The 22286-nt window shown below is 64.1% G+C and carries 20 protein-coding genes; 16 read left to right on the forward strand and 4 right to left on the reverse strand.

Features of this window, described 5'->3' with window-relative positions:
* Window positions 1–32: 32 nt before the first annotated feature.
* Entirely contained in the window at window positions 33–923 is an 891-nt protein-coding gene (locus ACL9RJ_RS29795) for a LysR family transcriptional regulator (protein WP_017125367.1), read from the reverse strand.
* A 127-nt stretch (window positions 924–1050) separates the two neighbouring features.
* On the opposite strand from ACL9RJ_RS29795, the gene ACL9RJ_RS29800 reads away from it, so the two are divergent.
* The 3 genes from ACL9RJ_RS29800 (at window position 1051) to ACL9RJ_RS29810 (ending at window position 3180) form a co-directional block, all read left to right on the forward strand.
* A complete protein-coding gene (locus tag ACL9RJ_RS29800; protein ID WP_017125366.1) occupies window positions 1051–1791 on the forward strand; it encodes an SDR family oxidoreductase in 741 nt (246 codons plus the stop codon).
* A 106-nt stretch (window positions 1792–1897) separates the two neighbouring features.
* Window positions 1898–2794, forward strand: a complete 897-nt coding sequence (locus ACL9RJ_RS29805; RefSeq protein WP_017125365.1) for an SDR family oxidoreductase — start codon at window positions 1898–1900, stop codon at window positions 2792–2794.
* Window positions 2795–2922: 128 nt separating this feature from the next.
* Window positions 2923–3180, forward strand: coding sequence for a hypothetical protein (locus tag ACL9RJ_RS29810; protein WP_017125364.1), 258 nt, complete (start codon window positions 2923–2925; stop codon window positions 3178–3180).
* Window positions 3181–3356: 176 nt separating this feature from the next.
* Here the strand turns inward: ACL9RJ_RS29810 and betT are convergent, their stop codons facing one another.
* Together betT and epsC are read right to left on the reverse strand one after the other, a co-directional pair.
* Entirely contained in the window at window positions 3357–5318 is a 1962-nt protein-coding gene (gene betT, locus ACL9RJ_RS29815; RefSeq protein WP_017125363.1) for a choline transporter BetT, read from the reverse strand.
* Between the two features lie 388 nt (window positions 5319–5706).
* Window positions 5707–6636: a serine O-acetyltransferase EpsC gene (epsC, locus tag ACL9RJ_RS29820; protein WP_422765927.1), complete on the reverse strand. Its 930-nt coding sequence runs from the start codon at window positions 6634–6636 to the stop codon at window positions 5707–5709.
* Between the two features lie 190 nt (window positions 6637–6826).
* Between epsC and ACL9RJ_RS29825 the strand changes: the two genes are divergently transcribed.
* The 12 genes from ACL9RJ_RS29825 to ACL9RJ_RS29880 all read left to right on the forward strand — a co-directional run bounded on the left by ACL9RJ_RS29825 (window position 6827) and on the right by ACL9RJ_RS29880 (window position 19150).
* Window positions 6827–7822 carry a D-cysteine desulfhydrase gene (locus tag ACL9RJ_RS29825; protein WP_422765928.1) on the forward strand — a complete coding sequence of 332 codons (996 nt, stop codon included), beginning with the start codon at window positions 6827–6829 and terminating at the stop codon, window positions 7820–7822.
* A 307-nt stretch (window positions 7823–8129) separates the two neighbouring features.
* On the forward strand, window positions 8130–8924 hold the full coding sequence (tcyJ, locus tag ACL9RJ_RS29830) for a cystine ABC transporter substrate-binding protein (RefSeq protein ID WP_177083695.1): 795 nt from the start codon (window positions 8130–8132) through the stop codon (window positions 8922–8924).
* A complete protein-coding gene (gene tcyL / locus ACL9RJ_RS29835; RefSeq protein ID WP_017125359.1) occupies window positions 8924–9589 on the forward strand; it encodes a cystine ABC transporter permease in 666 nt (221 codons plus the stop codon). The genes tcyJ and tcyL overlap by 1 nt, the downstream gene beginning before the upstream one ends.
* Before the next feature lie 3 nt (window positions 9590–9592).
* Entirely contained in the window at window positions 9593–10342 is a 750-nt protein-coding gene (gene tcyN, locus ACL9RJ_RS29840; protein WP_103032815.1) for an L-cystine ABC transporter ATP-binding protein TcyN, read from the forward strand.
* A gap of 489 nt (window positions 10343–10831) precedes the next feature.
* Window positions 10832–11587, forward strand: coding sequence for a hypothetical protein (locus tag ACL9RJ_RS29845; RefSeq protein ID WP_017125357.1), 756 nt, complete (start codon window positions 10832–10834; stop codon window positions 11585–11587).
* Between the two features lie 209 nt (window positions 11588–11796).
* On the forward strand, window positions 11797–13038 hold the full coding sequence (locus tag ACL9RJ_RS29850) for an SfnB family sulfur acquisition oxidoreductase (RefSeq protein WP_177083691.1): 1242 nt from the start codon (window positions 11797–11799) through the stop codon (window positions 13036–13038).
* Window positions 13039–13058: 20 nt separating this feature from the next.
* Window positions 13059–14255 (forward strand): SfnB family sulfur acquisition oxidoreductase, encoded by a 1197-nt coding sequence (locus ACL9RJ_RS29855; RefSeq protein ID WP_103032816.1) that lies wholly within the window; start codon window positions 13059–13061, stop codon window positions 14253–14255.
* Window positions 14255–15625 carry an LLM class flavin-dependent oxidoreductase gene (locus ACL9RJ_RS29860; RefSeq protein ID WP_422765929.1) on the forward strand — a complete coding sequence of 457 codons (1371 nt, stop codon included), beginning with the start codon at window positions 14255–14257 and terminating at the stop codon, window positions 15623–15625. Before ACL9RJ_RS29855 ends, ACL9RJ_RS29860 begins: the two co-directional genes overlap by 1 nt.
* 109 nt (window positions 15626–15734) lie before the next feature.
* A complete protein-coding gene (locus tag ACL9RJ_RS29865; protein WP_017125353.1) occupies window positions 15735–16544 on the forward strand; it encodes a MetQ/NlpA family ABC transporter substrate-binding protein in 810 nt (269 codons plus the stop codon).
* A gap of 1 nt (window position 16545) precedes the next feature.
* A complete protein-coding gene (locus tag ACL9RJ_RS29870) occupies window positions 16546–17667 on the forward strand; it encodes a methionine ABC transporter ATP-binding protein (protein WP_017125352.1) in 1122 nt (373 codons plus the stop codon).
* The gene (locus ACL9RJ_RS29875; protein WP_177083680.1) at window positions 17657–18301 is read left to right on the forward strand and encodes a methionine ABC transporter permease; all 645 of its coding nucleotides are present in this window, start codon (window positions 17657–17659) and stop codon (window positions 18299–18301) included. Before ACL9RJ_RS29870 ends, ACL9RJ_RS29875 begins: the two co-directional genes overlap by 11 nt.
* 219 nt (window positions 18302–18520) lie before the next feature.
* Window positions 18521–19150, forward strand: a complete 630-nt coding sequence (locus ACL9RJ_RS29880) for a class I SAM-dependent methyltransferase (RefSeq protein WP_422765930.1) — start codon at window positions 18521–18523, stop codon at window positions 19148–19150.
* Between the two features lie 217 nt (window positions 19151–19367).
* On the opposite strand, the gene ACL9RJ_RS29885 is transcribed toward ACL9RJ_RS29880, so the two are convergent.
* Entirely contained in the window at window positions 19368–20810 is a 1443-nt protein-coding gene (locus ACL9RJ_RS29885) for an MFS transporter (RefSeq protein WP_422765931.1), read from the reverse strand.
* 129 nt (window positions 20811–20939) lie between these two features.
* On the opposite strand from ACL9RJ_RS29885, the gene ACL9RJ_RS29890 reads away from it, so the two are divergent.
* Window positions 20940–21569, forward strand: a complete 630-nt coding sequence (locus tag ACL9RJ_RS29890) for a helix-turn-helix transcriptional regulator (protein ID WP_017125348.1) — start codon at window positions 20940–20942, stop codon at window positions 21567–21569.
* The last annotated feature ends 717 nt before the right edge of the window (window positions 21570–22286 follow it).

The raw sequence follows: 22286 nt of genomic DNA on the forward strand, positions 1-22286 counted from the left end.
ATACGGCAGTTTTCCGAGGAAGGCGCACTGGATCAGTGGGCTTTTGCGAAAACCTCGCTTATCCAGTCGACGAACACCCGTACCCTCGGCGACATATGCCGGTTCTGTGGATAAAGCACGGAAACCGGCATGGGCGGCGGCGGATGGTTCGGCAGGACTTCCTTGAGCAGCCCCTGGCCGATCTGCTCTGCCACCCGGTAATGCGGCACCTGGATCAGCCCCAGCCCGGCCACGGCCGAGGCGGCGTAGATCTCGGCGCCGAACACCGAGACCTTGCCCGCCAGCGGCACTTCGCGCAGCTCGCCGTTTTCGGTGAATTCGAACGGAAACAGCTTGCCGGTGGCCCGTGACACGTAGTTCACGCCCTGGTGCCGGCCGAGGTCGTCGAGGTTCTGCGGTTCGCCATGCTTGCGCAGGTACGCCGGACTGGCACAGGTCACCTGGCGCAGGTTGGCGACTCGCCGGCCGATCAGCGACGAGTCGCCGAGGTTGCCCGAGCGCAGTACGCAGTCGACGCCTTCGGCGATCAGGTCGATAAAGTGGCTGGCCTCGCTGATCGAGACTTCGATCTCCGGGTAGCGTTCGAGAAACGCCGGCAGGGCCGGCACCACGAAGTACTTTGCCAGGGTCCCCTGCAGGTCCACGCGCAAGCGCCCCTTGGGCTCCACCGTACGAAAGGCCAGCTCGGCTTCTTCCAACTGCGCCAGCAACTGCACGCAGCGCTGGTAATAGGCTTCGCCATCGAGGGTCGGGCGCACGCGCCGCGTACTACGCTCCAGGAGCCGGGTACCGAGCCAGGCCTCGAACTGATTCAGGGTATGGGTCAGGGTGGCGCGAGGCAGGTTGAGGTCTTCGGCCGCCAGGGTGAAGCTGCTGCGTTCGTAGATCCGTACAAAAACCTTCATGGCCTTGACCTGGTCCATGGGGGTGCTCCGTTGTGATTGATTGTTGGCGATTATTGAACAGTCAAGGCAACTCTCGCGCATTTATCGCCCTGGGTAAACATGTGAAATTGGCTTCACACCCACTCAGCACCCCAGGAGATTCGACATGACTACCCAGACCCCGAAAGTTGCCATCGTTACCGGCGCCTCGCGTGGCATCGGCGCGGTGATCGCCCGCCAACTGGCCGCGGACGGTTTTGCCGTCGCCATCAACTACGCCAGCAGCGCCACCGAAGCCTCGGCACTGGTGGTCGAACTGCGTCAGGCCGGTCACCAGGCCATAGCGATCAAGGCCGATGTCGCCAACTCTGCCGATGTCAGCCGCTTGTTCGACGAAACCGAACAGCAACTGGGCAAGGTCGATGTGCTGATCAACAACGCCGGTATCCTCAAGGTCCTGCCGCTGGCCCAGCACAGCGACGAACTGTTCGACCAGACGTTCGCCATCAACACCCGCGGCACCTTCAACACCCTGCGCGCGGCGGCCACCCGGATGAACGATGGCGGCCGTATCGTCAACTTCTCCAGCAGCACCGTGGCCCTGAACATGCCCGGCTACGCGGTGTACATCGCCAGCAAGGCGGCGGTGGAGTCCTTCACCCACGTGTTCTCCAAGGAACTGCGCGGCCGCCAGATCACCGTCAACGCCGTCGCCCCCGGCCCGGTAGCGACTGAACTGTTCCTGCATGGCAAGAGCGAAGAGCAGATCCAGACCTTCGCCAAGATGCCGCCGCTGGAGCGTCTCGGTCAGCCGGAAGACATCGCCAACGTGGTGTCCTTCCTGGTGAGCCCGGCCGCCGGCTGGGTCAATGGGCAAGTCCTGCGCGCCAATGGCGGCCTGGTCTGATCGACCTGCCGTTGCCTGAGTGATCGCCCGGTTCGCGGGCGGTCTGCTCGCCTGCGCATCCCGCTCCGGCGAGTCCCTTTATTCTCCGAGCTCGAGGTGAAACCCCATGAAATCCGTGATCCTGATTACCGGCGCCTCCAGCGGGTTTGGTGCCCTGACCGCCCGTGCCCTGGCCGATGCCGGCCATACCGTCTACGCCAGCATGCGTGAAACCCTGGGCCGTAACGCGCCGCAGGTGGCCGAGGTCCAGCGTTATGCCAGCGAGCATGCGGTGGACCTGCGCAGCGTCGAGCTGGACGTGGCGTCCGACGCTTCGGTCGAGGCCGGCGTGGCCCGGATCATCGCCGACTGCGGGCGGCTGGATGTGGTTATCCACAACGCCGGGCATATGTCCTTCGGCCCCACCGAAGCCTTCACTCCGGAGCAGTTCGCCCAGCTCTACGACATCAATGTGTTGAGCACCCAGCGGGTCAACCGCGCCGCCTTGCCGCAGTTGCGCAAGCAGGGCAGGGGCCTGGTGCTGTGGGTCTCCTCCAGTAGCGCCCGTGGCGGCACCCCGCCGTTCCTCGCTCCTTACTTCGCGGCCAAGGCGGCGATGGATTCCCTGGCGGTGTCCTATGCCAGCGAGCTGGTGCGCTGGGGCATCGAGACCTCGATCGTGGTTCCGGGGGCGTTCACCAAGGGCACCAACCACTTCGTACATTCCGGTTCGCCGGCTGACAAGGCGCGTGCCCTGGAATACACCGAGGGGCCATACGCCGGGGTGGCGGCCCAGGCGCTGGAAGGGCTGGCGGCGCTCGAGCCGGCGGATGCGGATGTCGTCGAGGTGGCCCGGGCGATTGTCGGGATTGTCGACCTGCCCCATGGCAGCCGGCCGTTCCGATGCCATATCGATCCATCCGAGGACGGTGCCGAGGTGGTCAACGGCATGGCCGACCGGGTGCGCGCGGAGATGTTCCGGCGCATCGGCCTGGAAGATCTGCTGCGCGTCGGCAGCCGTTGAGGGGACGGGTTTCGATCTACAGTGATAGATAGGGAGGTCGGGGCGGTACTTCCTGATGTCGCACCACTCATGATCGTTCCCACGCGGAGCATGGGAACGATCGGATACAGCTTGCGGAGGATATCCCCATGCACACCGCCATCATCCTCACCGTCGGCCTGCTTCTGCTGGGTTGTACGCTGTTCTTCGGCCAGCGCCTGGGCATCAGCCGGCAGACCCTGGGCTTCGGTTTCCTCGGCATGTGGCTGCTGGCGACCATCGTCAATGGCGCCATAGGCGTGGTCATCGCTCACCAGCCGCTGATTTCCGAACTGTTGATCGCCCTGGCCGTCTTCGGCCTGCCGGCCATCGCCATGGCCTTGTTCATGCTGCTGGACAAGGCCTAGTGGCTTGTGTGGTCAGTCCGGTCAGCCAGCTTCGGCGCCTGCCTCGCAGTGACTCGCCATGGCGGGCCATGACTCGTCACAGCGCCCTGGCCGGGAACTTCCGGCAGCCGAATCCGAGCTGGTGAACCCGCCGCGCAGGCCACCAGGCTCGGTACGAAAACTCGCCGGCTGTCGCGTCAGCGCACCAGGTGCAGGAACTGCATGTGCCGTTCGTACTGGTCGAGGATGTCGTTGATGATCTGGTCCTTGCTGTAGCCCATCAGGTCATAGTCCTGGCTGCCTTCGCTCAGGTGCACTTCGGCGCGGTAGTAGCGGCGGTTGCGTAGTTCCTTGGGACCCATGCCGCCACGGGCGAAGGACGGTGTGAAGTAACCGCGCATCTGTACCTGGTAGACGAACGGATGCTGGTCGCCATGACCGATTTCCAGGCTGACGCTGTCGTTGGCCGGATCGGGCTGGGTGATCACGTTCAGGCCCTTCTCGACAAACACCGCGCTGACTTCCTCGATGGCCGGTCGCACGGTCTGGTCGAGGAATCGATAGACCTCGTCCCGCGACGGGAAATGCACCGCCTGGCTGAGGCGCTGGCGCCAGCCACCCTTGCCGCGTCGTGAGCCGGAGACCGGCGCCAGCGAATGCAGTTGGGCAATGCGTTTCTGCGACTCCAGGTGGAAAGCCTTGTGCAGTCCCCACATCATCAGCAGCAGGATCAGCGAGAACGGCAGCGAGGTCAGCACCACCGCCGATTTCAGCGCGTCGATACTGCCGGAGAACAGCAGCGCGCTGGTGACCAGCGCGGTCATCGCGCCCCAGAACACCCGCAGCCATTTCGGCCCGTCTTCGTCGGCGCTGCCGCCCCGTGCCGAGAGCGTCGAGAGCACCACGGTGCCGGAATCGGCTGAGGTGACGAAGAACACGAAGCTGATGAACACCGTGACGGCGATCACCGTCTTGCTCCAGGGGTAGGTTTCCAGCAGCAGGTACAGGGTCCGCGACGGATCGTCGATGGCCGACTGGCCGAGGGCGACCATGCCGTGGTTGAGCACCTGGTCGATGGCGCTGTTGCCGAAGATCGACATCCACGCCAGGGTGAAGCCGAGCGGGATCAGCAACACGCCGAAGACGAACTCGCGGATGGTCCGGCCGCGGGAAATCCGCGCGATGAACAGGCCCACGAACGGCGACCAGGCAATCCACCAGGCCCAGTAGAACACCGTCCAGCCGCCGAGCCAGTCGCTGGGTTTGTCGTAGGCGTAGAGGTCGAAACTCTTGGTCGGCAGGGCGCCGAGGTAGTCGCCAAGGTTCTGGATCAGGGTGTTGAGCAGGTGCTGGGTGGGCCCGGCGAACAGCACGAACAGCAGCAGCGCGCAGGCCAGCAGCATGTTGATGTCGGACATCACCCGCACGCCCTTGTCGACGCCGGCCACGGCCACCAGGATCGCCGCGCCCATCATCAGGGTGATCAGTCCGACCTGGATCCACTGGGTGTGGGGCACGTTGAACAGATAGTCCAGGCCGGAGTTGAGGTGCAGGACGCCGAAGCCCATGTCGGCACCCAGGCCGAACACCGTGGCGATGATGCCGAAGCCATCCACCGCGTAGCCGATGGGGCCGTTGATGCGCTTGCCGATCAGCGGATAGAGCGCCGAACGCAGGGCCAGGGGCAGGTTGTGCCGGTAGGCGAAGTAGGCCAGGGCCATGCCGACGAAGGCGAACACGCCCCAGCCGTGCAGGCCCCAGTGCAGGAACAGGATCTGCATGGCCTGGCGCGCGGCCGCCTGGCCACCGGCTTCGCCCTGGGGCGGCTGGAGCATGTGGGTCAGCGGTTCGGAGACGCAGAAGAAGAACAGGGTGATGCTGATCCCGGCGGCGAACAGCATGCCGGCCCAGGACAGGTAGCTGAACTCGGGTTCGTCGTGGTCGGCACCGAGCTTGATCTTGCCGTAGCCGGACAAGGCGGTGACCACCACGAAGACCAGGTACAGGGTCATCGCCAGCAGGTAATACCAGCCGACCGTATTGGCCGCCCAGTTCTGCGCGGCCAGCAGCCATTGGCCGGCGGCTTCGGGAAGGCTGATGACCACCAGGCCGAACAGCAGGATGAAGGTCGCGGCGAAGTAGAACACCGGCGGGTTCATGCGGACCAGGCCGCTTGACGGGGTCGCGGAGGTACTCATGCGGCGGGCACCTCGAAGGGATGAAACATGGCTGGACATCTCGGACTCAGCAAAGGCAAGCCTCCTGTTGTGAGCGGGCAGCGAACTGCCGGTTTAACTTGAACGAACAGTCAAGTTAAACACGGATAGGGCTTTCGGGACTAATCGCAGGGCTGGGCGGTACTGTTCTTACATGAGCTTCAGGTAGGGGTATGACGGTTGTCATGGGTGAATCGTTCCGGCCTCTTCGCGGGCAAGCCCGCTCCCACAAGGCCTGCGTCTTGTGCGGATACTGCGAGCGACGCCGAACACTGTAGGAGCGGGCTTGCCCGCGAAGAGGGACTGACAGCTAACCCAGATGTGACAGGCCTCAGCGCTGGATCTCGTTCTCGTGCTGCTGCAGGTTGGCCTGGGTCAGGTTGCAGCCCGCCGGCACGCTGCGGGTCAGCCAGACGTTGCCGCCGATGGTCGCGCCCTTGCCGATGGTGATCCGCCCGAGGATGGTGGCCCCGGCATAGATGACCACGTCGTCCTCGACGATCGGATGGCGTGGGTGACCCTTCTGCAACTGGCCGTCCTCGTCCGCCGGGAAGCGCTTGGCGCCCAGGGTCACCGCCTGGTAGATCCTGACCCGCTCGCCGATGATCGCGGTTTCGCCGATCACCACGCCGGTGCCATGGTCGATAAAGAAACTGCCGCCGATCTGCGCGCCGGGGTGGATGTCGATGCCGGTGGCCGAGTGGGCGATTTCCGAGCTGATCCGGGCCAGCAGCGGCAAGCCGGCGCGATACAGGTGGTGGGCCAGGCGATGGTGGATCACCGCGAGAATCCCCGGGTAGCACAGCAGCACTTCATCGACGCTGCGGGCCGCCGGGTCGCCGTGGTAGGCGGCGAGGACATCGGTGTCGAGCAGCCGGCGCAGCTCCGGCAGGGCCATGGCGAAGGCCTGGATCAACTGCACCGCCCTGGCATTGACCTCGGCGTCCGATTCGCCGCCGTGCCGCGCCACGTAGCGCAGTTCCAGGCGGGCCTGGGCCAGCAGGGCATTGAGGGCGGCATCGAGGGTGTGGCCGACGTAGAAGTCCTCGCTTTCCTCGCGCAGGTCCACCGGCCCCAGGCGCATGGGGAACAGCGCGCCGCACAGCGCTTCGAGAATCTCGGCCATGGCCTGGCGCGATGGCAGTTCGCGCCCGCCCTGTTCGTCGCTGACCCGGCCGTTGCGACTGCGCCACTCATCCCGGGCGCTGCGCAACTGGCTGACGATGGTCTGTAGTTGCCAATGGCTGGAACGCTCGTTCACGATCAAATCTCCGACCTGGCGACCGGACAATCGGGTCGCCTGAATGGCTTTCACTTTACGGCACCGCCCTGAACGGGAATTAAGAACTAATAGTGCTTTGCTCAGAACTTTCCGACATAAGCGCAAGGTGGTTGCCTGGGGAAAAGTGCCTGCCTATAGTCGAGGCATTTCCTACCGTCAGTTCGGACCCATGATCAAACAACAGCTCGCCCGCTTTAACCGCCTGGAACTCCTGGCCCAGGCCACGCCCCTGGAAAAACTCGAACGCCTGTCGGCCTGGGTGGGGCGCGATATCTACATCAAGCGCGATGACCTGACGCCCCTGGCCCTGGGTGGCAACAAGCTGCGCAAGCTCGAATACCTTGGCGCCGATGCGTTGGCGGCGGGGGCCGACACCCTGGTCACCGCCGGCGCGATCCAGTCCAATCACGTGCGCCAGACCGCCGCGCTGGCCGCGCGCCTGGGCCTGGGTTGCGTCGCCCTGGTGGAAAACCCCATCGGCACCGAGGACGGCAACTACCTGCGCAACGGCAACCGGCTGCTGCTGGACCTGTTCGATGCCAAGGTCGAGCTGGTGGACAACCTGGACAATGCCGACGAGCAGTTGCAGGCCCTGGCCGAGCGCCTGCGCAACAATGGCCGCAAACCCTATGTGGTACCGATCGGCGGCTCCAATCCCCTCGGCGCCCTGGGTTATGTGCGCGCCGGGCTGGAACTGGCGGCGCAGATCGAGGCGACGGGGCTGGAGTTCGCCGCCGTGGTGCTGGCTTCCGGCAGCGCCGGGACCCACAGCGGCCTGGGCCTGGCGTTGAGCGAGGTGTTGCCGGAACTGGCGGTGGTGGGCGTGACGGTATCGCGCACCGACGAGGCGCAACGGCCGAAAGTGCAGGGCCTGGCCGAACGTACCGCCGAACTGCTGGGCGTGGAGTTGCCGGCCAGCTTCAGGGTCGAGCTCTGGGACGAGTATTTTGCCCCGCGCTACGGCGAGCCGAATGCCGGGACCCTGGCGGCGGTCAAGCTGCTGGCGAGCCAGGAAGGCATCCTGCTCGATCCGGTGTACACCGGCAAGGCGATGGCCGGCTTGCTCGACGGCATCGGCCTGCAGCGTTTCGACGAAGGGCCTATCATCTTCTTGCATACCGGTGGGGCGCCGGCGTTGTTTGCCTACAATTCGGCATTCGACTGAGCGTTGCCAGATCCCTGGCTGCAGGCTCCTGTGTGGGAGCGGGCTTGCCCGCGAAGGAAGCGGCGCGATGCGTCAGACGCACCGCGTCATCGTGCTTCGTGGGCGTGCCCACTCCCACAAGGTTTAAAGATAAATGGAATAATAAAATTCTTTTATATTATTTAAAATTATAAAAGAGTCGTTTTATAGTTTCGCCTCAGGCGAATTTGATACGAGACGCCAACCCTGCTTTGAGGCAGGATTGGCGCTTGTCATCAAAGTGTCAGGTTTGCCTTCCTTTCCCATAAGAAAACACACGGGGCTCTTCATGAATATTTCTGCATTTCGCAAGCGTCTGCTGGTTGGCAGCCTGGGTCTGGTGCTTGGCGCCGGTCTGCTGGGCCAGGCCGTTGCCGGTGAACAACTGAACACGATCAAGAAAGCCGGCGAGATCAAGATCGGCCTGGAAGGCACCTACCCGCCGTTCAGCTTTGTCGATGAAAGCGGCAAGCTCAGCGGTTTCGAGGTCGAGCTGTCCGAGGCGCTGGCCAAGGAACTGGGCGTCAAGGTCAAGCTGCAGGCCACGCCGTGGGACGGTATTCTCGCCGCCCTGGAATCCAAGCGCCTGGACGCGGTGGTCAACCAGGTCACCATCTCCGAAGAGCGCAAGAAGAAGTACAACTTCTCCACGCCCTACACCGTCTCCGGTATCCAGGCACTGGTCCTGAAAAAGAACGTCGACGCCATCAAGAAGGCCGACGACCTGGCCGGCAAGAAAGTCGGCGTGGGCCTGGGCACCAACTACGAACAATGGCTCAAAGACAACCAGCCTAAAGCCATCATCAAGACCTACAACGACGATCCGACCAAGTTCCAGGACCTGCGCATCGGCCGTATCGACGCCATCCTGATCGACCGCCTGGCGGCCCTGGAATACGCCAAGAAAGCCCCGGACACCGCCACTGCCGGCGACGCCTTCTCCCGTCAGGAAGCCGGTATCGCCCTGCGCAAGGACGAGCCTGAACTGCTCGACGCCGTGAACAAGGCCCTCGACAAGCTGCGCGCCGATGGCACCTTGAAGAAGCTGTCCGTGAAGTACTTCAACGCTGACGTCACTCAATAATGGAAGCAGGTTTCCAACTCGCGCTGGACTCCGCGCCCTTTCTGCTCAAGGGCGCGTACTACACGGTGATTCTCAGCCTTGGCGGGATGTTCTTCGGCCTGGTACTGGGCTTCGGGCTGGCCCTGATGCGCCTGTCGCGCTTCAAGCTGCTCAGCTGGATCGCCCGGGTCTACGTGTCGTTCTTTCGCGGCACGCCGTTGCTGGTGCAGCTGTTCCTGATCTACTACGGCTTGCCGCAAGTGGGCATCGAGCTGGATCCGATCCCGGCGGCCATGATCGGCTTTTCGCTGAACATGGCCGCCTACGCCTGTGAAATCCTGCGTGCCGCCATCGCCTCCATCGAGCGTGGTCAGTGGGAAGCCGCCGCCAGTATCGGCATGACCCGTGCGCAAACCCTGCGCCGGGCCATCCTGCCGCAGGCGATGCGCACGGCCCTGCCGCCCTTGGGCAACAGCTTCATTTCGCTGGTCAAGGACACGGCGCTGGCGGCCACGATCCAGGTGCCGGAGCTGTTCCGCCAGGCCCAACTGGTGTCGGCGCGCACCTTTGAGATTTTCACCATGTATCTGTCCGCCGCCCTGATCTACTGGGTACTGGCAAGCATCCTGGCGCATTTTCAAAATCGTCTGGAAGACCGGGTCAACCGGCATGACCTGGAGTCTTGAAGCATGATCGTGGTTGAAAAACTGACCAAACAATTCAAGGGTCAGGTGGTGCTCAACGGTATCGACCTCGAGGTCAAGGAAGGCGAAGTCGTCGCCATCATCGGCCCCAGCGGTTCCGGCAAGACCACCCTCTTGCGTTGCCTGAACTTCCTCGAAGAACCTTCCAGCGGCCGGATCAAGGTCGGCGACATCGAGATCGATGGCAGCCGCCCGCTGAACCAGCAGCAGGGCCTGGTGCGCAAGCTGCGCCAGCAGGTGGGCTTCGTGTTCCAGAACTTCAACCTGTTTCCCCATCGCACGGCGCTGGAGAACGTCATCGAAGGCCCGCTGGTGGTCAAGAAGACCCCGCGTGACCAGGCCGAGGCCCTGGGCCGCAAGCTGCTGGCCAAGGTCGGCCTGGCGGGCAAGGAAGACGCCTATCCGCGCCGGCTGTCCGGTGGCCAGCAGCAACGGGTGGCGATTGCCCGGGCCCTGGCGATGGAGCCGCAGGTGATCCTGTTCGACGAACCGACTTCGGCCCTCGATCCGGAGCTGGTGGGTGAAGTGCTGGCGACCATTCGTGGCCTGGCGGAAGAACGGCGCACCATGGTCATCGTGACCCACGAGATGAGTTTTGCCCGCGACGTAGCCAACCGCGTGATCTTCTTCGACAAGGGCGTGATCGTCGAACAAGGTGAAGCCAAGGCGCTGTTCGCCCATCCAAAAGAAGAACGTACCCGCCAGTTTCTCAGTAAGTTTCTGGGCAATACGTAGGAATGTTCTTTAGTTGATATAACGTACTCAGGGAATGAGTACGGTATTCAAGGCGTGACCGTTTAAACAGGCCTTGGGTCATCTTATTATATTACCTGCCCGATCTTCGGAAAAATCCATCCTGAAACTATAAGCCGGTCTTGTCGGGACAACGAATCGTTATTGTCCGTGGCACCTGGTTTCCAACCCGTCCCGCAGGGCTCCGTGGATAAAGGCGGGCGAAGTAGGACGCGTCCGATTAGCAGCGCGATAATAATCATTATCGATTAACGCCTTGACACTCGCGCTGCAAAACTTTTAGCTGCCTTTAACAACTTGCGCGGTGTTTTGCGGAGTGCACTCAAGTTTCTCTGAGGACTTCCGGTATTCTCGCGGCATGATCTTTCGGCTGTAAGGACACGGCGAAAGCGCCAGTGGCGGTATGTATCCGGAAGGATCCGACCGCCTCTTGCAAGTTGCACTTTCGGCAACTATCAAAAGGACGATTTCATGAGCTATCCCCTGGAGCATTCCCGACTCGCGCCGCCCGCGGTTCCCCAGGCCAGCCGGCGCGGCATCGGTCGCGTGGCCGCCGAGCAGTTGTCGATCACGATCCCGGTCTATCCCGGTATGGACGAAGGGGATCTGGTCGAGTTGTTCTGGGACGGTTGCTACGTGACGTCCAGGCAGGTCCTCGCCGGTGAGGTCGGCCAGCCGATCAGCCTGCGGGTCCCGGAAAGCTTCATCCTCGAAGGGCTGGCGCGGATTCATTACCGCGTGATGCACATCGGCTGCATGGCCCTGGCCTCGCCGGTACTCAAGTTGCCGGTCAAGCTGACCTGTCCCGGCGGCCTGCCGATCGGCGAGGAGAACCAGGGCCTTACGCCGCTGATCGTCCCCGGGCCCATCGGTCGTTATGGGGTCAATCCGCGGCAGATGAAGCGCGGCGTGCCGCTGACCCTGGCGCCCTATCTGAACATGGCGGTCGAGGACGAAATCACCCTGCTCTGGGGCGATGTGCGGCTCGACCTGCCGAAGCTGGCTCCGGCGGATATCGGCAAGCCGGTCCCGGTGTTCGTCCCTCCCGGGGTGATCCAGGAAGCCGGGGAGGATCGCGGGCTGGACATCACCTATTGCGTGATCGACCGGGTCGGCAACAACTCCCGCTGGGCACCGGCGCGAAGGTTGCGGGTCGGGACCTCGCGGCACTTTATCCGCACCGGCAAACCGCCATTCAAACTCGCCGCCCAACGCCGCCGGGAGTGAGGGGCGGACCTTCTATGCATATTCCTATAAGTTAGTTTATTTAATATTTATACGCGCTTAGGGTATATGAACCGGACCACCGGACCCGTTTGATTTCGCCTGCATCGCCGTTGCGATGCGTCCAGAGAGAGATGAGGTAGGTATGGTCAGGAACACAATCACCCTCGTGCAGATCGCCAGGGCATTGCGCGCGCCACGGAGTGGCGTTGATGTCTAACTTGAACGAGGCACAGGTCCAGAGCGACCAGGATATCGCCCCTTTGTTGTTGCCGGCCCGGGTGCTGCGCAATGATGCCGAAGCCCTGCAGGCGGCCCGCGAGCTGGCTGAGGTCGCCCGCCTGCAAGCGGCGCGGCGCGACCGCCAGCGCAAGTTGCCCTGGGCCGAGATCGAGCAGTTCACCCGCAGCGGCCTGGGCAGCATCGCCATTCCCCGCGAATACGGCGGCCCCCAGGTGTCTTTCGTGACCGTGGCCGAAGTCTTCGCGATCATTTCCGCCGCCGACCCGGCCCTGGGGCAGATCCCGCAGAACCAGTTCGGCATTCTCCAGCTGCTGCTCGGCACGGCCACCGAACGGCAGAAAAAACACCTGTTCCAGAGCGTGCTCGATGGCTGGCGGATCGGCAATGCCGGGCCCGAGCGCGGCACCCGCAATACCCTGGAACTCAAGACCCGGATCAGCGCCGACGGTGACGGTTATGTCATCAGCGGCCAGAAGTTCTATTCCACCGGTGCGCTGTTCGCCCACTGGGTAGCGGTCAAGGCGATCAACGACGAAGGTCGCCAGGTCATGGCCTTTGTCCGCCGTGGCACGCCGGGGCTGCGAGTGGTGGATGACTGGTCCGGTTTCGGCCAGCGCACCACCGCCAGCGGTACGGTGCTGCTGAACAACGTGCGGGTCGAGGCGGAAAACGTCGTCGAGAACTGGCGCCAGGGCGATACCCCGAATATCCAGGGCGCCGTGTCGCAACTGATCCAGGCCGCCATCGACGCCGGGATCGCCCGCGCGGCCATCGACGACAGCATTGCCTTTGTCCGTGAGCGTTCGCGGCCCTGGATCGATGCCAAGGTCGAACGCGCCAGCGACGATCTCTATGTGATCGCCGATATCGGCAAGCTGAAAATCGAACTGCACGCCGCCGAGGCGCTGTTGCGCAAGGCCGCGCAGGTGCTGGACCAGGTCAACGCCGGGCCGGTGGATGTGGCCGCCGCCGCCCGGGCCTCGATTGCCGTGGCCGAGGCCAAGGTGCTCACCACCGAAATCTCCCTGCTGGCCAGCGAAAAGCTGTTCGAGCTGGCCGGCAGCCGCGCGACCCTGGCCGAGTTCAATCTCGACCGGCACTGGCGCAACGCCCGGGTGCATACCCTGCACGACCCGGTGCGCTGGAAGTACCACGCCGTTGGCGCCTATCACCTGAACGGCACCTTGCCGGCTCGCCATTCCTGGATCTGACCAGACCTCTGGAGACACCCATGTCACAGCTTTCCCAACACGTCGCGGTCATTTCCAGCGACGAGCAAGCCCTGATCGTGGCCAGCGACCTGGCCGAGGATTTCAAGCGCGACAGCCTGCTGCGCGACCGTGAACGGCGCCTGCCGCTGCCCGAGCTGGAAGTGTTTTCCCGCTCCGGCCTGTGGGGCATCAGCGTGCCGAAGGAGTACGGGGGGGCCGGTGTATCGAACGTCACCCTGGCCAGGGTCACGCAACTGATTTCCGAGGCCGATGCGTCCCTCGGGCAGATTCCGCAGAACCATTTCTATGCGCTGGAAGTCCTGCGGGTCAATGGCAGCGAGGCGCAGAAAAAACGCCTGTACGCCGAGGTCCTGGCCGGCCGCCGCTTCGGTAACGCGCTGGCCGAACTGGGTACGAAGACCGCCCACGACCGGGTCACCCACCTGCGTCGCGATGGCGAGGGCTATCGCATCAACGGCCGCAAGTTCTACTCGACGGGCTCGCTCTACGCCCAGCGGATTCCCACTTCGGTGGTGGACGAGCAGGGTGTCCAGCAACTGGCCTTTGTCCCCCGCGAGAGTGCCGGCCTGACGGTGATCGATGACTGGACCGGCTTCGGCCAGCGCACCACCGGCAGCGGCTCGGTGGTGTTCGAGGATGTGTTTGTCGCGGCCGAGGACGTGATCCCTTTCCAGAGCGCCTTCGAACGGCCGACCCCGGTCGGTCCGCTGGCGCAGATTCTCCATGCGGCCATCGACACCGGCATTGCCCGCGCCGCCTATGAAGACACCCTGCATTTCGTCCGTACCCGCACCCGGCCGTGGATCGATTCGGGCAATGACAAGGCCAGCGAAGATCCGCTGACCCTGAAAAGCGTCGGGCACCTGAGCATTCGCCTGCACGCCGCCGAAGCCCTGCTGGAGCGCGCCGGCGAATTCCTCGACCGGGCCCAGGCCGACACCACTGCCGACACAGTGGCGGCGGCCTCCATCGCCGTGGCCGAAGCCCGGGCGATCAGCACGGAAATCTCCCTGGCCGCCGGCAGCACGCTGTTCGAACTGGCCGGCAGCCAGGCGACCCTGGCCGAACACGGCCTGGATCGCCACTGGCGCAATGCGCGGGTGCACACCCTGCACGACCCGGTGCGCTGGAAGTATCACGCCGTGGGCAACTACTACCTCAATGCGGAAAATCCGCCGCTGCGGGGCACGATCTGATGGCCGGTTCTCCAGGAGCAAAGAAAAAGATCCTGCTCAATGCCTTCAATATGAACTGCATCGGGCATATCAATCACGGCCTGTGGACCCATCCGCGGGACAACTCGACGCAGTACAAGACCCTCGAATACTGGACCGAACTGGCACAGTTGCTGGAGCGCGGGCTGTTCGACGGTCTGTTTATCGCCGACATCGTCGGCGTCTACGACGTCTACCAGCAGTCGGTGGCGGTGCCTCTGCGGGAGTCGATCCAGTTGCCGGTCAACGACCCGCTGCTGCTGGTGTCGGCCATGGCCGCGGTGACGAAAAACCTCGGCTTCGGCCTGACCGCCAATCTGACCTATGAGGCGCCGTACCTGTTCGCCCGGCGCCTGTCGACCCTCGATCACCTGACTCGCGGCCGGGTCGGCTGGAACATCGTCACCGGCTACCTCGACAGCGCCGCCAAGGCCATGGGCCTCGATGCCCAGGCCGAGCATGACCGCCGCTACGACCAGGCCGACGAGTACCTGGAGGTGCTCTACAAACTCTGGGAAGGCAGCTGGGAAAACGACGCGGTGCTCAACGATCCGGCGCGGCGGATCTACGCCCAGCCGGACAAGGTCCACAAGGTGCGGCACAAGGGCGAGTTCTACCAGGTCGAGGGTTATCACCTCTGCGAGCCGTCGCCGCAACGCACCCCGGTGCTGTTCCAGGCCGGCAGTTCCGAGCGCGGCCTGGTGTTCGCCGGGCGGCATGCCGAGTGCGTGTTCATCAGCGGGCAGAACAAGGCCGCGACCAGGGCCCAGGTGGACAAGGTGCGTGCGAGCGCGGTGGCGGCAGGAAGGGATCCTGAAGGCATCAAGGTGTTCATGGGCCTGAACGTGATCGTCGGCGTGACCGAGGAGGAGGCCTGGGCCAAGCATGCCGAGTACCTCGGTTATGCCAGTGCCGAGGCCGGCGTGGCGCATTTCTCGGCCTCCACGGCCATCGATTTTTCCGAGTACGAACTGGACGAACCGATCCAGTACGTGAAGAGCAACGCGATCCAGTCGGCGACAAAGAATCTGCAGAACAACGACTGGACCCGGCGCAAGTTGCTCGACCAGCACGCGTTGGGCGGACGCTATTTCACCGTGGTCGGCTCGCCGGCGCAGGTGGCCGACGAGCTGGAGTCGTGGATCGCCGAGACCGGCCTGGACGGCTTCAACCTGACCCGCATCGTCACCCCGGAAAGCTATGTGGACTTTATCGAACTGGTGATCCCCGAGTTGCAGCGACGCGGTTCGTACAAGACCGCCTATGACCACGGGACCTTGCGTGAAAAGCTGTTCCACGATGCCGCGCATCTGCCCGGACAGCATGCCGGAGCGGCCTATCGCTCGCTCTGAAAGCTTCGCGGGCAAGCCCCTCCCACAGTCAAAAAGCGAATCCCACTGTGGGAGCGGGCTTGCCCGCGAAGAGACCAGACACCCCAACCCTCACGACTGGAAACCCATCATGAAAACAACACGCCTCACCCAACCAGTCAAAGCACTGGCCCTTGCCCTCGGACTCTTCGGCGCCGTGGCCCATGCCGCCGATGCCCCGCTCAAGGTCGGCACCACCGCCGCCTTCGCCATCCCGCTGGAGGCCGCCGTCGAAGAGGCCGGCAAACAGGGGCTCAAGGTCGAGCTGGTGGAGTTCACCGACTGGATCGCGCCCAATGTCAGCCTCGCCGCCGGCGATATCGACGTGAACTACTTCCAGCACATCCCGTTCCTGGAAAACGCCAAGGCCGCCGCCGGTTTCGACCTGGTGCCCTTCGCCCCGGGGATCATCAACAACGTCGGCCTCTACTCGAAGAAATACAAGAGCTTCGACGAGCTGCCGCAAGGCGCCACCGTGGCGATCGCCAACGACCCGATCAACAGCGGACGTGGCCTGCAACTGCTGGCCAAGGCCGGGCTGATCACCCTCAAGCCCGGCGTCGGCTACAAGGCCACCGAAGACGATATCGTCAGCAACCCGAAGAAGATCAAGATCCTCCAGGTCGAGGCCGTGCAACTGGTGCGTGCCTACGATGATGCCGACCTGGTCCAGGGCTACCCGGCCTATATCCGCCTGGCGAAGACTTTCGACGCCGGTTCCGCGTTGCTGTTCGACGGCCTCGATCACAAGGAATACGTGATCCAGTTCGTGATCCAGCCGAAGGAGAAAAACGATCCGCGGCTGATCAAGTTCGTCGATATCTACCAGCATTCGCCAGCCGTGCGCGCTGCCCTGGATAAAGCCCATGGCAAGCTGTACCAGGCCGGCTGGGAAGGCTGATATGAGTGTCGCCAATCTTCAGCGTCCGCCGCACGCGGCGCAACGCGAGGCCGAGCAGACCGAGCTGCACCCCGGACTCAATCGCGCCCATGTGCGTTTTATCGGCGTGGGCAAGACCTACGAAGGCAGCCAGGGGCCGGTGCACGCCTTGCAGGGCATCGACCTGGCGATCCAGCGTGGCGAAGTGTTCGGCATCATCGGTCGCAGCGGTGCCGGCAAGTCCTCGTTGATCCGTACCATCAACCGCCTGGAGCAACCGAGTTCCGGGCGGGTGCTGATCGACCAGGTGGATATCGGTGAGTTCGATGAAGACCGTCTGGTGGAACTGCGCCGGCGCATCGGCATGATCTTCCAGCACTTCAACCTGATGTCGGCCAAGACCGTCTGGCAGAACGTCGAGCTGCCATTGAAAGTGGCCGGCGTGCCGAAGCTGCAACGCGAGCAGAAGGTCCGCGAACTGCTGGAGCTGGTGGGCCTGCGGGACAAGCACAAGGCCTATCCGGCGCAGTTGTCCGGTGGCCAGAAACAGCGGGTCGGGATTGCCCGGGCGCTGGTTCACGATCCGGCGATCCTGCTGTGTGACGAAGCGACCTCGGCGCTGGACCCGGAGACCACGCAGTCGATCCTCGGCCTGCTGCGCGAGATCAACCGACGGCTGGGCCTGACCATCGTCCTGATCACCCACGAGATGGCGGTGATCCGCGATATCTGCGACCGCGTGGTGGTGCTGGAGCATGGTCGGGTCGTCGAGCATGGGCCGGTCTGGCAGGTGTTCGGCAATCCGCAGCATGAGGTCAGCCAGACCTTGCTCGCGCCCTTGCAACATGGGTTGCCCGAAGAGCTGCAAGGGCGCCTGCAGGCCGATCCGCCATCGCCCTCGGCGGCAGTGGTGCTGCGCCTGCGGTTCACCGGCAGCGCCACCGACGAACCGGACCTGGCGGCCCTGTTCAACGCCCTGGGCGGAAGGGTGCGCCTGCTGCAGGGCGGTGTCGAACGCATCCAGGGGCATGCCCTGGGTCAATTGCTGCTGGCGGTGACCGCGTCCTCGCTGGGTGCCGAGGAACTGCGGCAACGCGCGGCCCGGTGGGCACAACAGGTGGAGGTACTGGGTTATGTGGCTTGATCGGTTGTGGCAGGGGGTGATCGACACGTTCCTGATGGTCGGCGTGTCCTCGCTGATCGCCTTGCTGCTGGGCATTCCGCTGGCGGTGATCCTGGTTACCAGCCACAAGGGCGGGATCTATGAAGCGCCGGCGCTGAACCGGACACTGGGGGCGTTCGTGAACCTGTTCCGTTCGATTCCGTTCCTGATCCTGATGGTCGCCCTGATTCCCTTTACCCGGTTGATCGTCGGTACCACCTACGGCGTCTGGGCCGCCGTGGTGCCGCTGACCATCGCCGCCACGCCGTTCTTCGCACGGATCGCCGAGGTGAGTCTGCGCGAGGTCGATCACGGCCTCATCGAAGCGGCCCAGGCCATGGGTTGCCGGCGCTGGCATATCGTCTGGCATGTGCTGTTGCCCGAAGCGTTGCCGGGGATTGTCGGCGGCTTCACCATCACCCTGGTGACCATGATCAACTCCTCGGCCATGGCCGGTGCCATCGGCGCGGGCGGGTTGGGAGACATCGCCTATCGCTATGGCTACCAGCGCTTCGACAGCCAGGTGATGCTGACGGTGATCGTATTGCTGGTGATTCTGGTGGCGGTGATCCAGCTCGGTGGCGATCGCCTGGCGCGGGTGTTGAACAAGCGCTGAGAGTGGCGACCCCTTCGCGGGCAAGCCCGCTCCCACAGGTTTTGCGCTCACCCGGTGCCTTGTGGGAGTGGGCCTGTCCGCGAAGAGGTGTTCCTACAGGTTTTGGGTTCACCCCGGTCTCTTGTGGGAGCGGGCTTGCCCGCGAAGGGGCCTTTGCAGCCACAGCAAAAACCCGCCTGGTGATATATTCGCATCATCCCCCCCCAACGCAGACCGGCGATGAAAACCCTCGGCCCCAACGACCTCGAACAGATCGCTTCCACCACCCTCGGTCACTACAACCGCAGTGCCGAGGGTTTCCGCGAAGGCACCCGCGACCACGATGTGAGCCAGAACATCGACGCGCTGCTGCGGCATATCCAGGGCACGGCGCCGTTTACCGTGCTGGACTTCGGCTGCGGTCCCGGGCGGGACCTGCAGACATTTACCCGCATGGGCCATGTCGCCGTCGGTCTCGACGGCTCCGAGCGCTTTGCGCAGATGGCCCGCGACGACAGCGGGTGCGAAGTGCTGCAACAGAATTTCCTCGAACTCGAACTGCCGTCGGAACGCTTCGACGGGATCTTCGCCAACGCCGTGCTGTTCCATATCCCGCGCCAGGAACTGCCGCGGGTGCTCGGGCAGTTGCATACCACGCTGAAGCCGGGCGGCGTGCTGTTCAGCTCCAATCCGCGCGGGGACAACCAGGAGGGCTGGAACGGCGAGCGCTATGGTTCTTACCACGACCTGGAGGCCTGGCGCGAACTGCTGACGGCGGCGGGTTTTGTCGAACTGGAACACTACTATCGCCCCACCGGCCTGCCGCGTGAGCAGCAGCCGTGGTTGGCGAGCGTGTGGCGCAAGGCCTGACACCTTCCCTTGTGGGAGCCGGCTTGCCGGCGATGACGTTCGGCAGATCGATGCAAGACTCACTGGCCCCATCGCTGGCAAGCCAGCTCCCACAGGGGTTTGCGTCGCGCGCAGATCCTGTGTCCGACACCTTTCCTTGTAGGAGCCGGCTTGCCGGCGATGACGTCCGTATGAGCAGCGCAAGGCTGACGGGCCTCCCCGCCGGCAAGCCGGGCTGTTACAGGGTTTGTGCCGCCTCGTTTCCAGGCGCCGCCTCTGTGGGTCGGCCGCGGGTTGAGCGTACCGCCGTCATGATCGCCAGCAGCGGCGCCAGGGTGAACACGGCGAACAACCAGCGCGCCGCACTGGCGGTGCCTTCGGTGCCCGCCACCTCGTTGATACCGGCCATATTGGCGATCACCCCCGCCAGCGCCGCGCCGAGCGCCATGGCGAACAATTGCACGGTGGTGATCGACGAGGCTGCGGCGTCCTGGTCCTGCGCCGTGGCCATCTGCAGCAGGCGGGTCAGCAGGTGTGGCCAACCCACGCCGATGCCGAAACCGACCAGGGTCAGTCCAAGGCAGATCGTCGCCAACAATGTCCAGCTGCCCAGGTCGCTCAGGGGTGTGGTCAATGCGAGGATCACCAGGCCGGAGAGGACAATCACCGGTCCGCTGATGATCGCCCGCTGCACATTGCGCCCGGTCCAGCCGGAACTGCCGATTTCCGCCACGGTCCAGCCCGCCGCCATCAGCGCGGTCATGTAGCCGGCAATCAAGGGCGACTGACCGTGCAGGTGCTGCAGGAAGTAGGGCATGAAAATATCGCTGCTCATGCCGATCACCAGCAGGCTGGTGGTGGCGTAGAGCGCGCAGAGCGGTGTCCCGAGATGAAACGCCCCTTCGGGCAGCAGGCGGATCTCGGCGGTGGATTCAACGCGGATCAGCACGGCCACCAGGACCATGCAGGCGGCGATGCCCAGCAGGTTCCAACCCGGCAGCGTCGAGACGCTACCGGCACAGACCGCCAGCACGGCGGCGGCCAGCAGGGTCAACTGCGGCATGGGCAGGCGCACGGGAGCCGGGCGGCTGGCCTCGCGCCGGGGCAGCACGTTGCTGGTGAGCACGATGTACGCCAGGCACACGGGCACCATCGAACCGAAGGCGAAACGCCAGGCGTCCATTTGCGCGAACACCCCGCCCACGGCCGGCCCGACCAGCGTCGCCACGCCCCACATGCCGGAGATCAGCGCCATTGCCCGGGGCCAGAGACGTTCTTCGAAAATCAGCTGGATCATCGAGTAGCACAGGGCGAGCAGCAGGCCGCCGCCCAGGCCTTGTATCGCCCGGCCCGCGAGCATCACCGGCATGCTCGGCGCCAGGGCGCAGATCAGCCCGCCGAGCATGAACACCAGCGCCGCCGTGGCGTAGGCCAGGCGCGGCCCGGTGCTGCGCAGGAGCTTGGCGGTCAGGGCCGAGCCGAGGATCGAGGCGACCACGTACAGCGTGGTGTTCCAGGCGTAGAGCCCCAGGCCACCGATTTCCGTGACCACCGACGGCAGGATGGTGGTGGCGATGTAAGTGTTGGTCGCATACAGCGCGATACCGCCGGAAAGGGCGATGGAGCGGGCGGCGTTCTTGCCGGAGAGGAGTTCTCCCCAACTGCTTTCCTGGGTGTGCATGGACGGTTCCCTGTGAATGCCGTCGCCGCACGGAAGTCGGCGAATTGCGTCGGCGTCACGCTTGAGTTAATTTGCCAAGTAGATGCTTTGAATATTGTGGCGAGGCGACTTGGTTTGTCAAGAAATGACTTGGAATACTCGGCGGCGTCTCCGGCGGATCGCCTGTTGCACCTGCTCAAGACCCGTGGGCCGCAGTTGGCCGGCGAGGCAGGGGCGATCCTCGGCACCACGGGCGAGGCGGTGCGGCAACAGTGTGTGAAGCTGGCGGCGAGTGGGCTGGTGGAAGCGCGTTCCGAAGCCCGTGGCGTGGGGCGGCCGACCCAGGTCTGGCAACTGACGGCGGCCGGCCATGCACGGTTTCCCGATACTCATTCGGAACTGACGGTGCAGTTGCTGCAGACCGTGCGCGAAACGTTCGGCGAGGAAGCCATCGAGCGCCTGATCGGAGTTCGCGAGCAGCAGACCCTGGCGCTGTACCAGCGCGAGATGGATGGCGCCCCGGACCTCAAGGCACGCGTCGAACGCCTGGTGGCGTTGCGGGTGCGCGAGGGCTACATGGCCGAGTACAGCGAGCAGCCCGACGGTGCCCTGGTGCTGGTGGAAAACCATTGCCCGATCTGCGCGGCAGCCACGGCCTGCCAGGGCTTCTGCCGGGCCGAATTGCAAGTGTTCGAGCAGGTGCTGCGGGCCAGGGTCGAGCGGGTCGAGCACATCCTGCTGGGGGCACGGCGCTGCGCTTATCGCGTTACTGCCGTTTGAGGCAGGGATTGATGAGGTGTTGGCCGGGACTCGATCGCTGCATGTTTTTGCGTGTTGCGTGTCATCGTTCACGTCACGGTGAACACCGCACACTGTAGGAGCCGGCTTGCCGGCGATGGCGTCCGACAGATCGATGCAAGACTCACTGGCCCCATCGCTGGCAAGCCAGCTCCTACAGGGGTTTTCGCCATGCGCAGATGTAGTGTCCGACACCTTCCCTTGTGGGAGCCGGCTTGCCGGCGATGGCGTCCGACAGGTCGATACAAGATTCACTGGCCTCATCGCTGGCAAGCCAGCTCCTACAGGGGGTTGCGCCATACGCAGATCCTGTGTCCGACACCTTCCCTTGTGGGAGCCGGCTTGCCGGCGATGGCGTCCGACAGGTCGATGCAAGACTCACTGGCCCCATCGCTGGCAAGCCAGCTCCTCCAGGGGTTTGCATCATGCGCAGATCCTGTGTCCGACGCCGTCCCTTGTGGGAGCCGGCTTGCCGGCGATGGCGTCCGACAGGTCGATGCAAGACTCAATGGCCCCATCGCTGGCAAGCCAGCTCCTACAGGGGGTTGCGTCGTGCGCAGATGTTGTGTCCGACGCCGTCCCTTGTAGGAGCCGGCTTGCCGGCGATGGCGTCCGACAGGTTGATGCAAGACTCAATGGCCCCATCGCTGGCAAGCCAGCTCCTACAGGGGGTTGCGTCGTGCGCAGATGTTGTGTCCG

The sequence above is a fragment of the Pseudomonas sp. Mn2068 genome (genome assembly GCF_049319725.1).
Taxonomy (GTDB): domain Bacteria; phylum Pseudomonadota; class Gammaproteobacteria; order Pseudomonadales; family Pseudomonadaceae; genus Aquipseudomonas; species Aquipseudomonas gingeri.

What these genes read in the sequence shown, in the direction of transcription:
- ACL9RJ_RS29810 (WP_017125364.1), top strand. Translation starts at nt 2,923, where the DNA reads ATGCACACCGCCATCATCCTCACCGTCGGCCTGCTTCTGCTGGGTTGT.
- ACL9RJ_RS29805 (WP_017125365.1), top strand. Translation starts at nt 1,898, where the DNA reads ATGAAATCCGTGATCCTGATTACCGGCGCCTCCAGCGGGTTTGGTGCC.
- ACL9RJ_RS29855 (WP_103032816.1), top strand. Translation starts at nt 13,059, where the DNA reads ATGTCACAGCTTTCCCAACACGTCGCGGTCATTTCCAGCGACGAGCAA.
- ACL9RJ_RS29850 (WP_177083691.1), top strand. Translation starts at nt 11,797, where the DNA reads ATGTCTAACTTGAACGAGGCACAGGTCCAGAGCGACCAGGATATCGCC.
- ACL9RJ_RS29885 (WP_422765931.1), bottom strand. Translation starts at nt 20,810, where the DNA reads ATGCACACCCAGGAAAGCAGTTGGGGAGAACTCCTCTCCGGCAAGAAC.
- ACL9RJ_RS29800 (WP_017125366.1), top strand. Translation starts at nt 1,051, where the DNA reads ATGACTACCCAGACCCCGAAAGTTGCCATCGTTACCGGCGCCTCGCGT.
- ACL9RJ_RS29865 (WP_017125353.1), top strand. Translation starts at nt 15,735, where the DNA reads ATGAAAACAACACGCCTCACCCAACCAGTCAAAGCACTGGCCCTTGCC.
- ACL9RJ_RS29860 (WP_422765929.1), top strand. Translation starts at nt 14,255, where the DNA reads ATGGCCGGTTCTCCAGGAGCAAAGAAAAAGATCCTGCTCAATGCCTTC.
- betT (WP_017125363.1), bottom strand. Translation starts at nt 5,318, where the DNA reads ATGAACCCGCCGGTGTTCTACTTCGCCGCGACCTTCATCCTGCTGTTC.
- ACL9RJ_RS29880 (WP_422765930.1), top strand. Translation starts at nt 18,521, where the DNA reads ATGAAAACCCTCGGCCCCAACGACCTCGAACAGATCGCTTCCACCACC.
- ACL9RJ_RS29825 (WP_422765928.1), top strand. Translation starts at nt 6,827, where the DNA reads ATGATCAAACAACAGCTCGCCCGCTTTAACCGCCTGGAACTCCTGGCC.
- tcyL (WP_017125359.1), top strand. Translation starts at nt 8,924, where the DNA reads ATGGAAGCAGGTTTCCAACTCGCGCTGGACTCCGCGCCCTTTCTGCTC.
- ACL9RJ_RS29870 (WP_017125352.1), top strand. Translation starts at nt 16,546, where the DNA reads ATGAGTGTCGCCAATCTTCAGCGTCCGCCGCACGCGGCGCAACGCGAG.
- tcyN (WP_103032815.1), top strand. Translation starts at nt 9,593, where the DNA reads ATGATCGTGGTTGAAAAACTGACCAAACAATTCAAGGGTCAGGTGGTG.
- ACL9RJ_RS29845 (WP_017125357.1), top strand. Translation starts at nt 10,832, where the DNA reads ATGAGCTATCCCCTGGAGCATTCCCGACTCGCGCCGCCCGCGGTTCCC.
- tcyJ (WP_177083695.1), top strand. Translation starts at nt 8,130, where the DNA reads ATGAATATTTCTGCATTTCGCAAGCGTCTGCTGGTTGGCAGCCTGGGT.
- ACL9RJ_RS29795 (WP_017125367.1), bottom strand. Translation starts at nt 923, where the DNA reads ATGGACCAGGTCAAGGCCATGAAGGTTTTTGTACGGATCTACGAACGC.
- ACL9RJ_RS29875 (WP_177083680.1), top strand. Translation starts at nt 17,657, where the DNA reads ATGTGGCTTGATCGGTTGTGGCAGGGGGTGATCGACACGTTCCTGATG.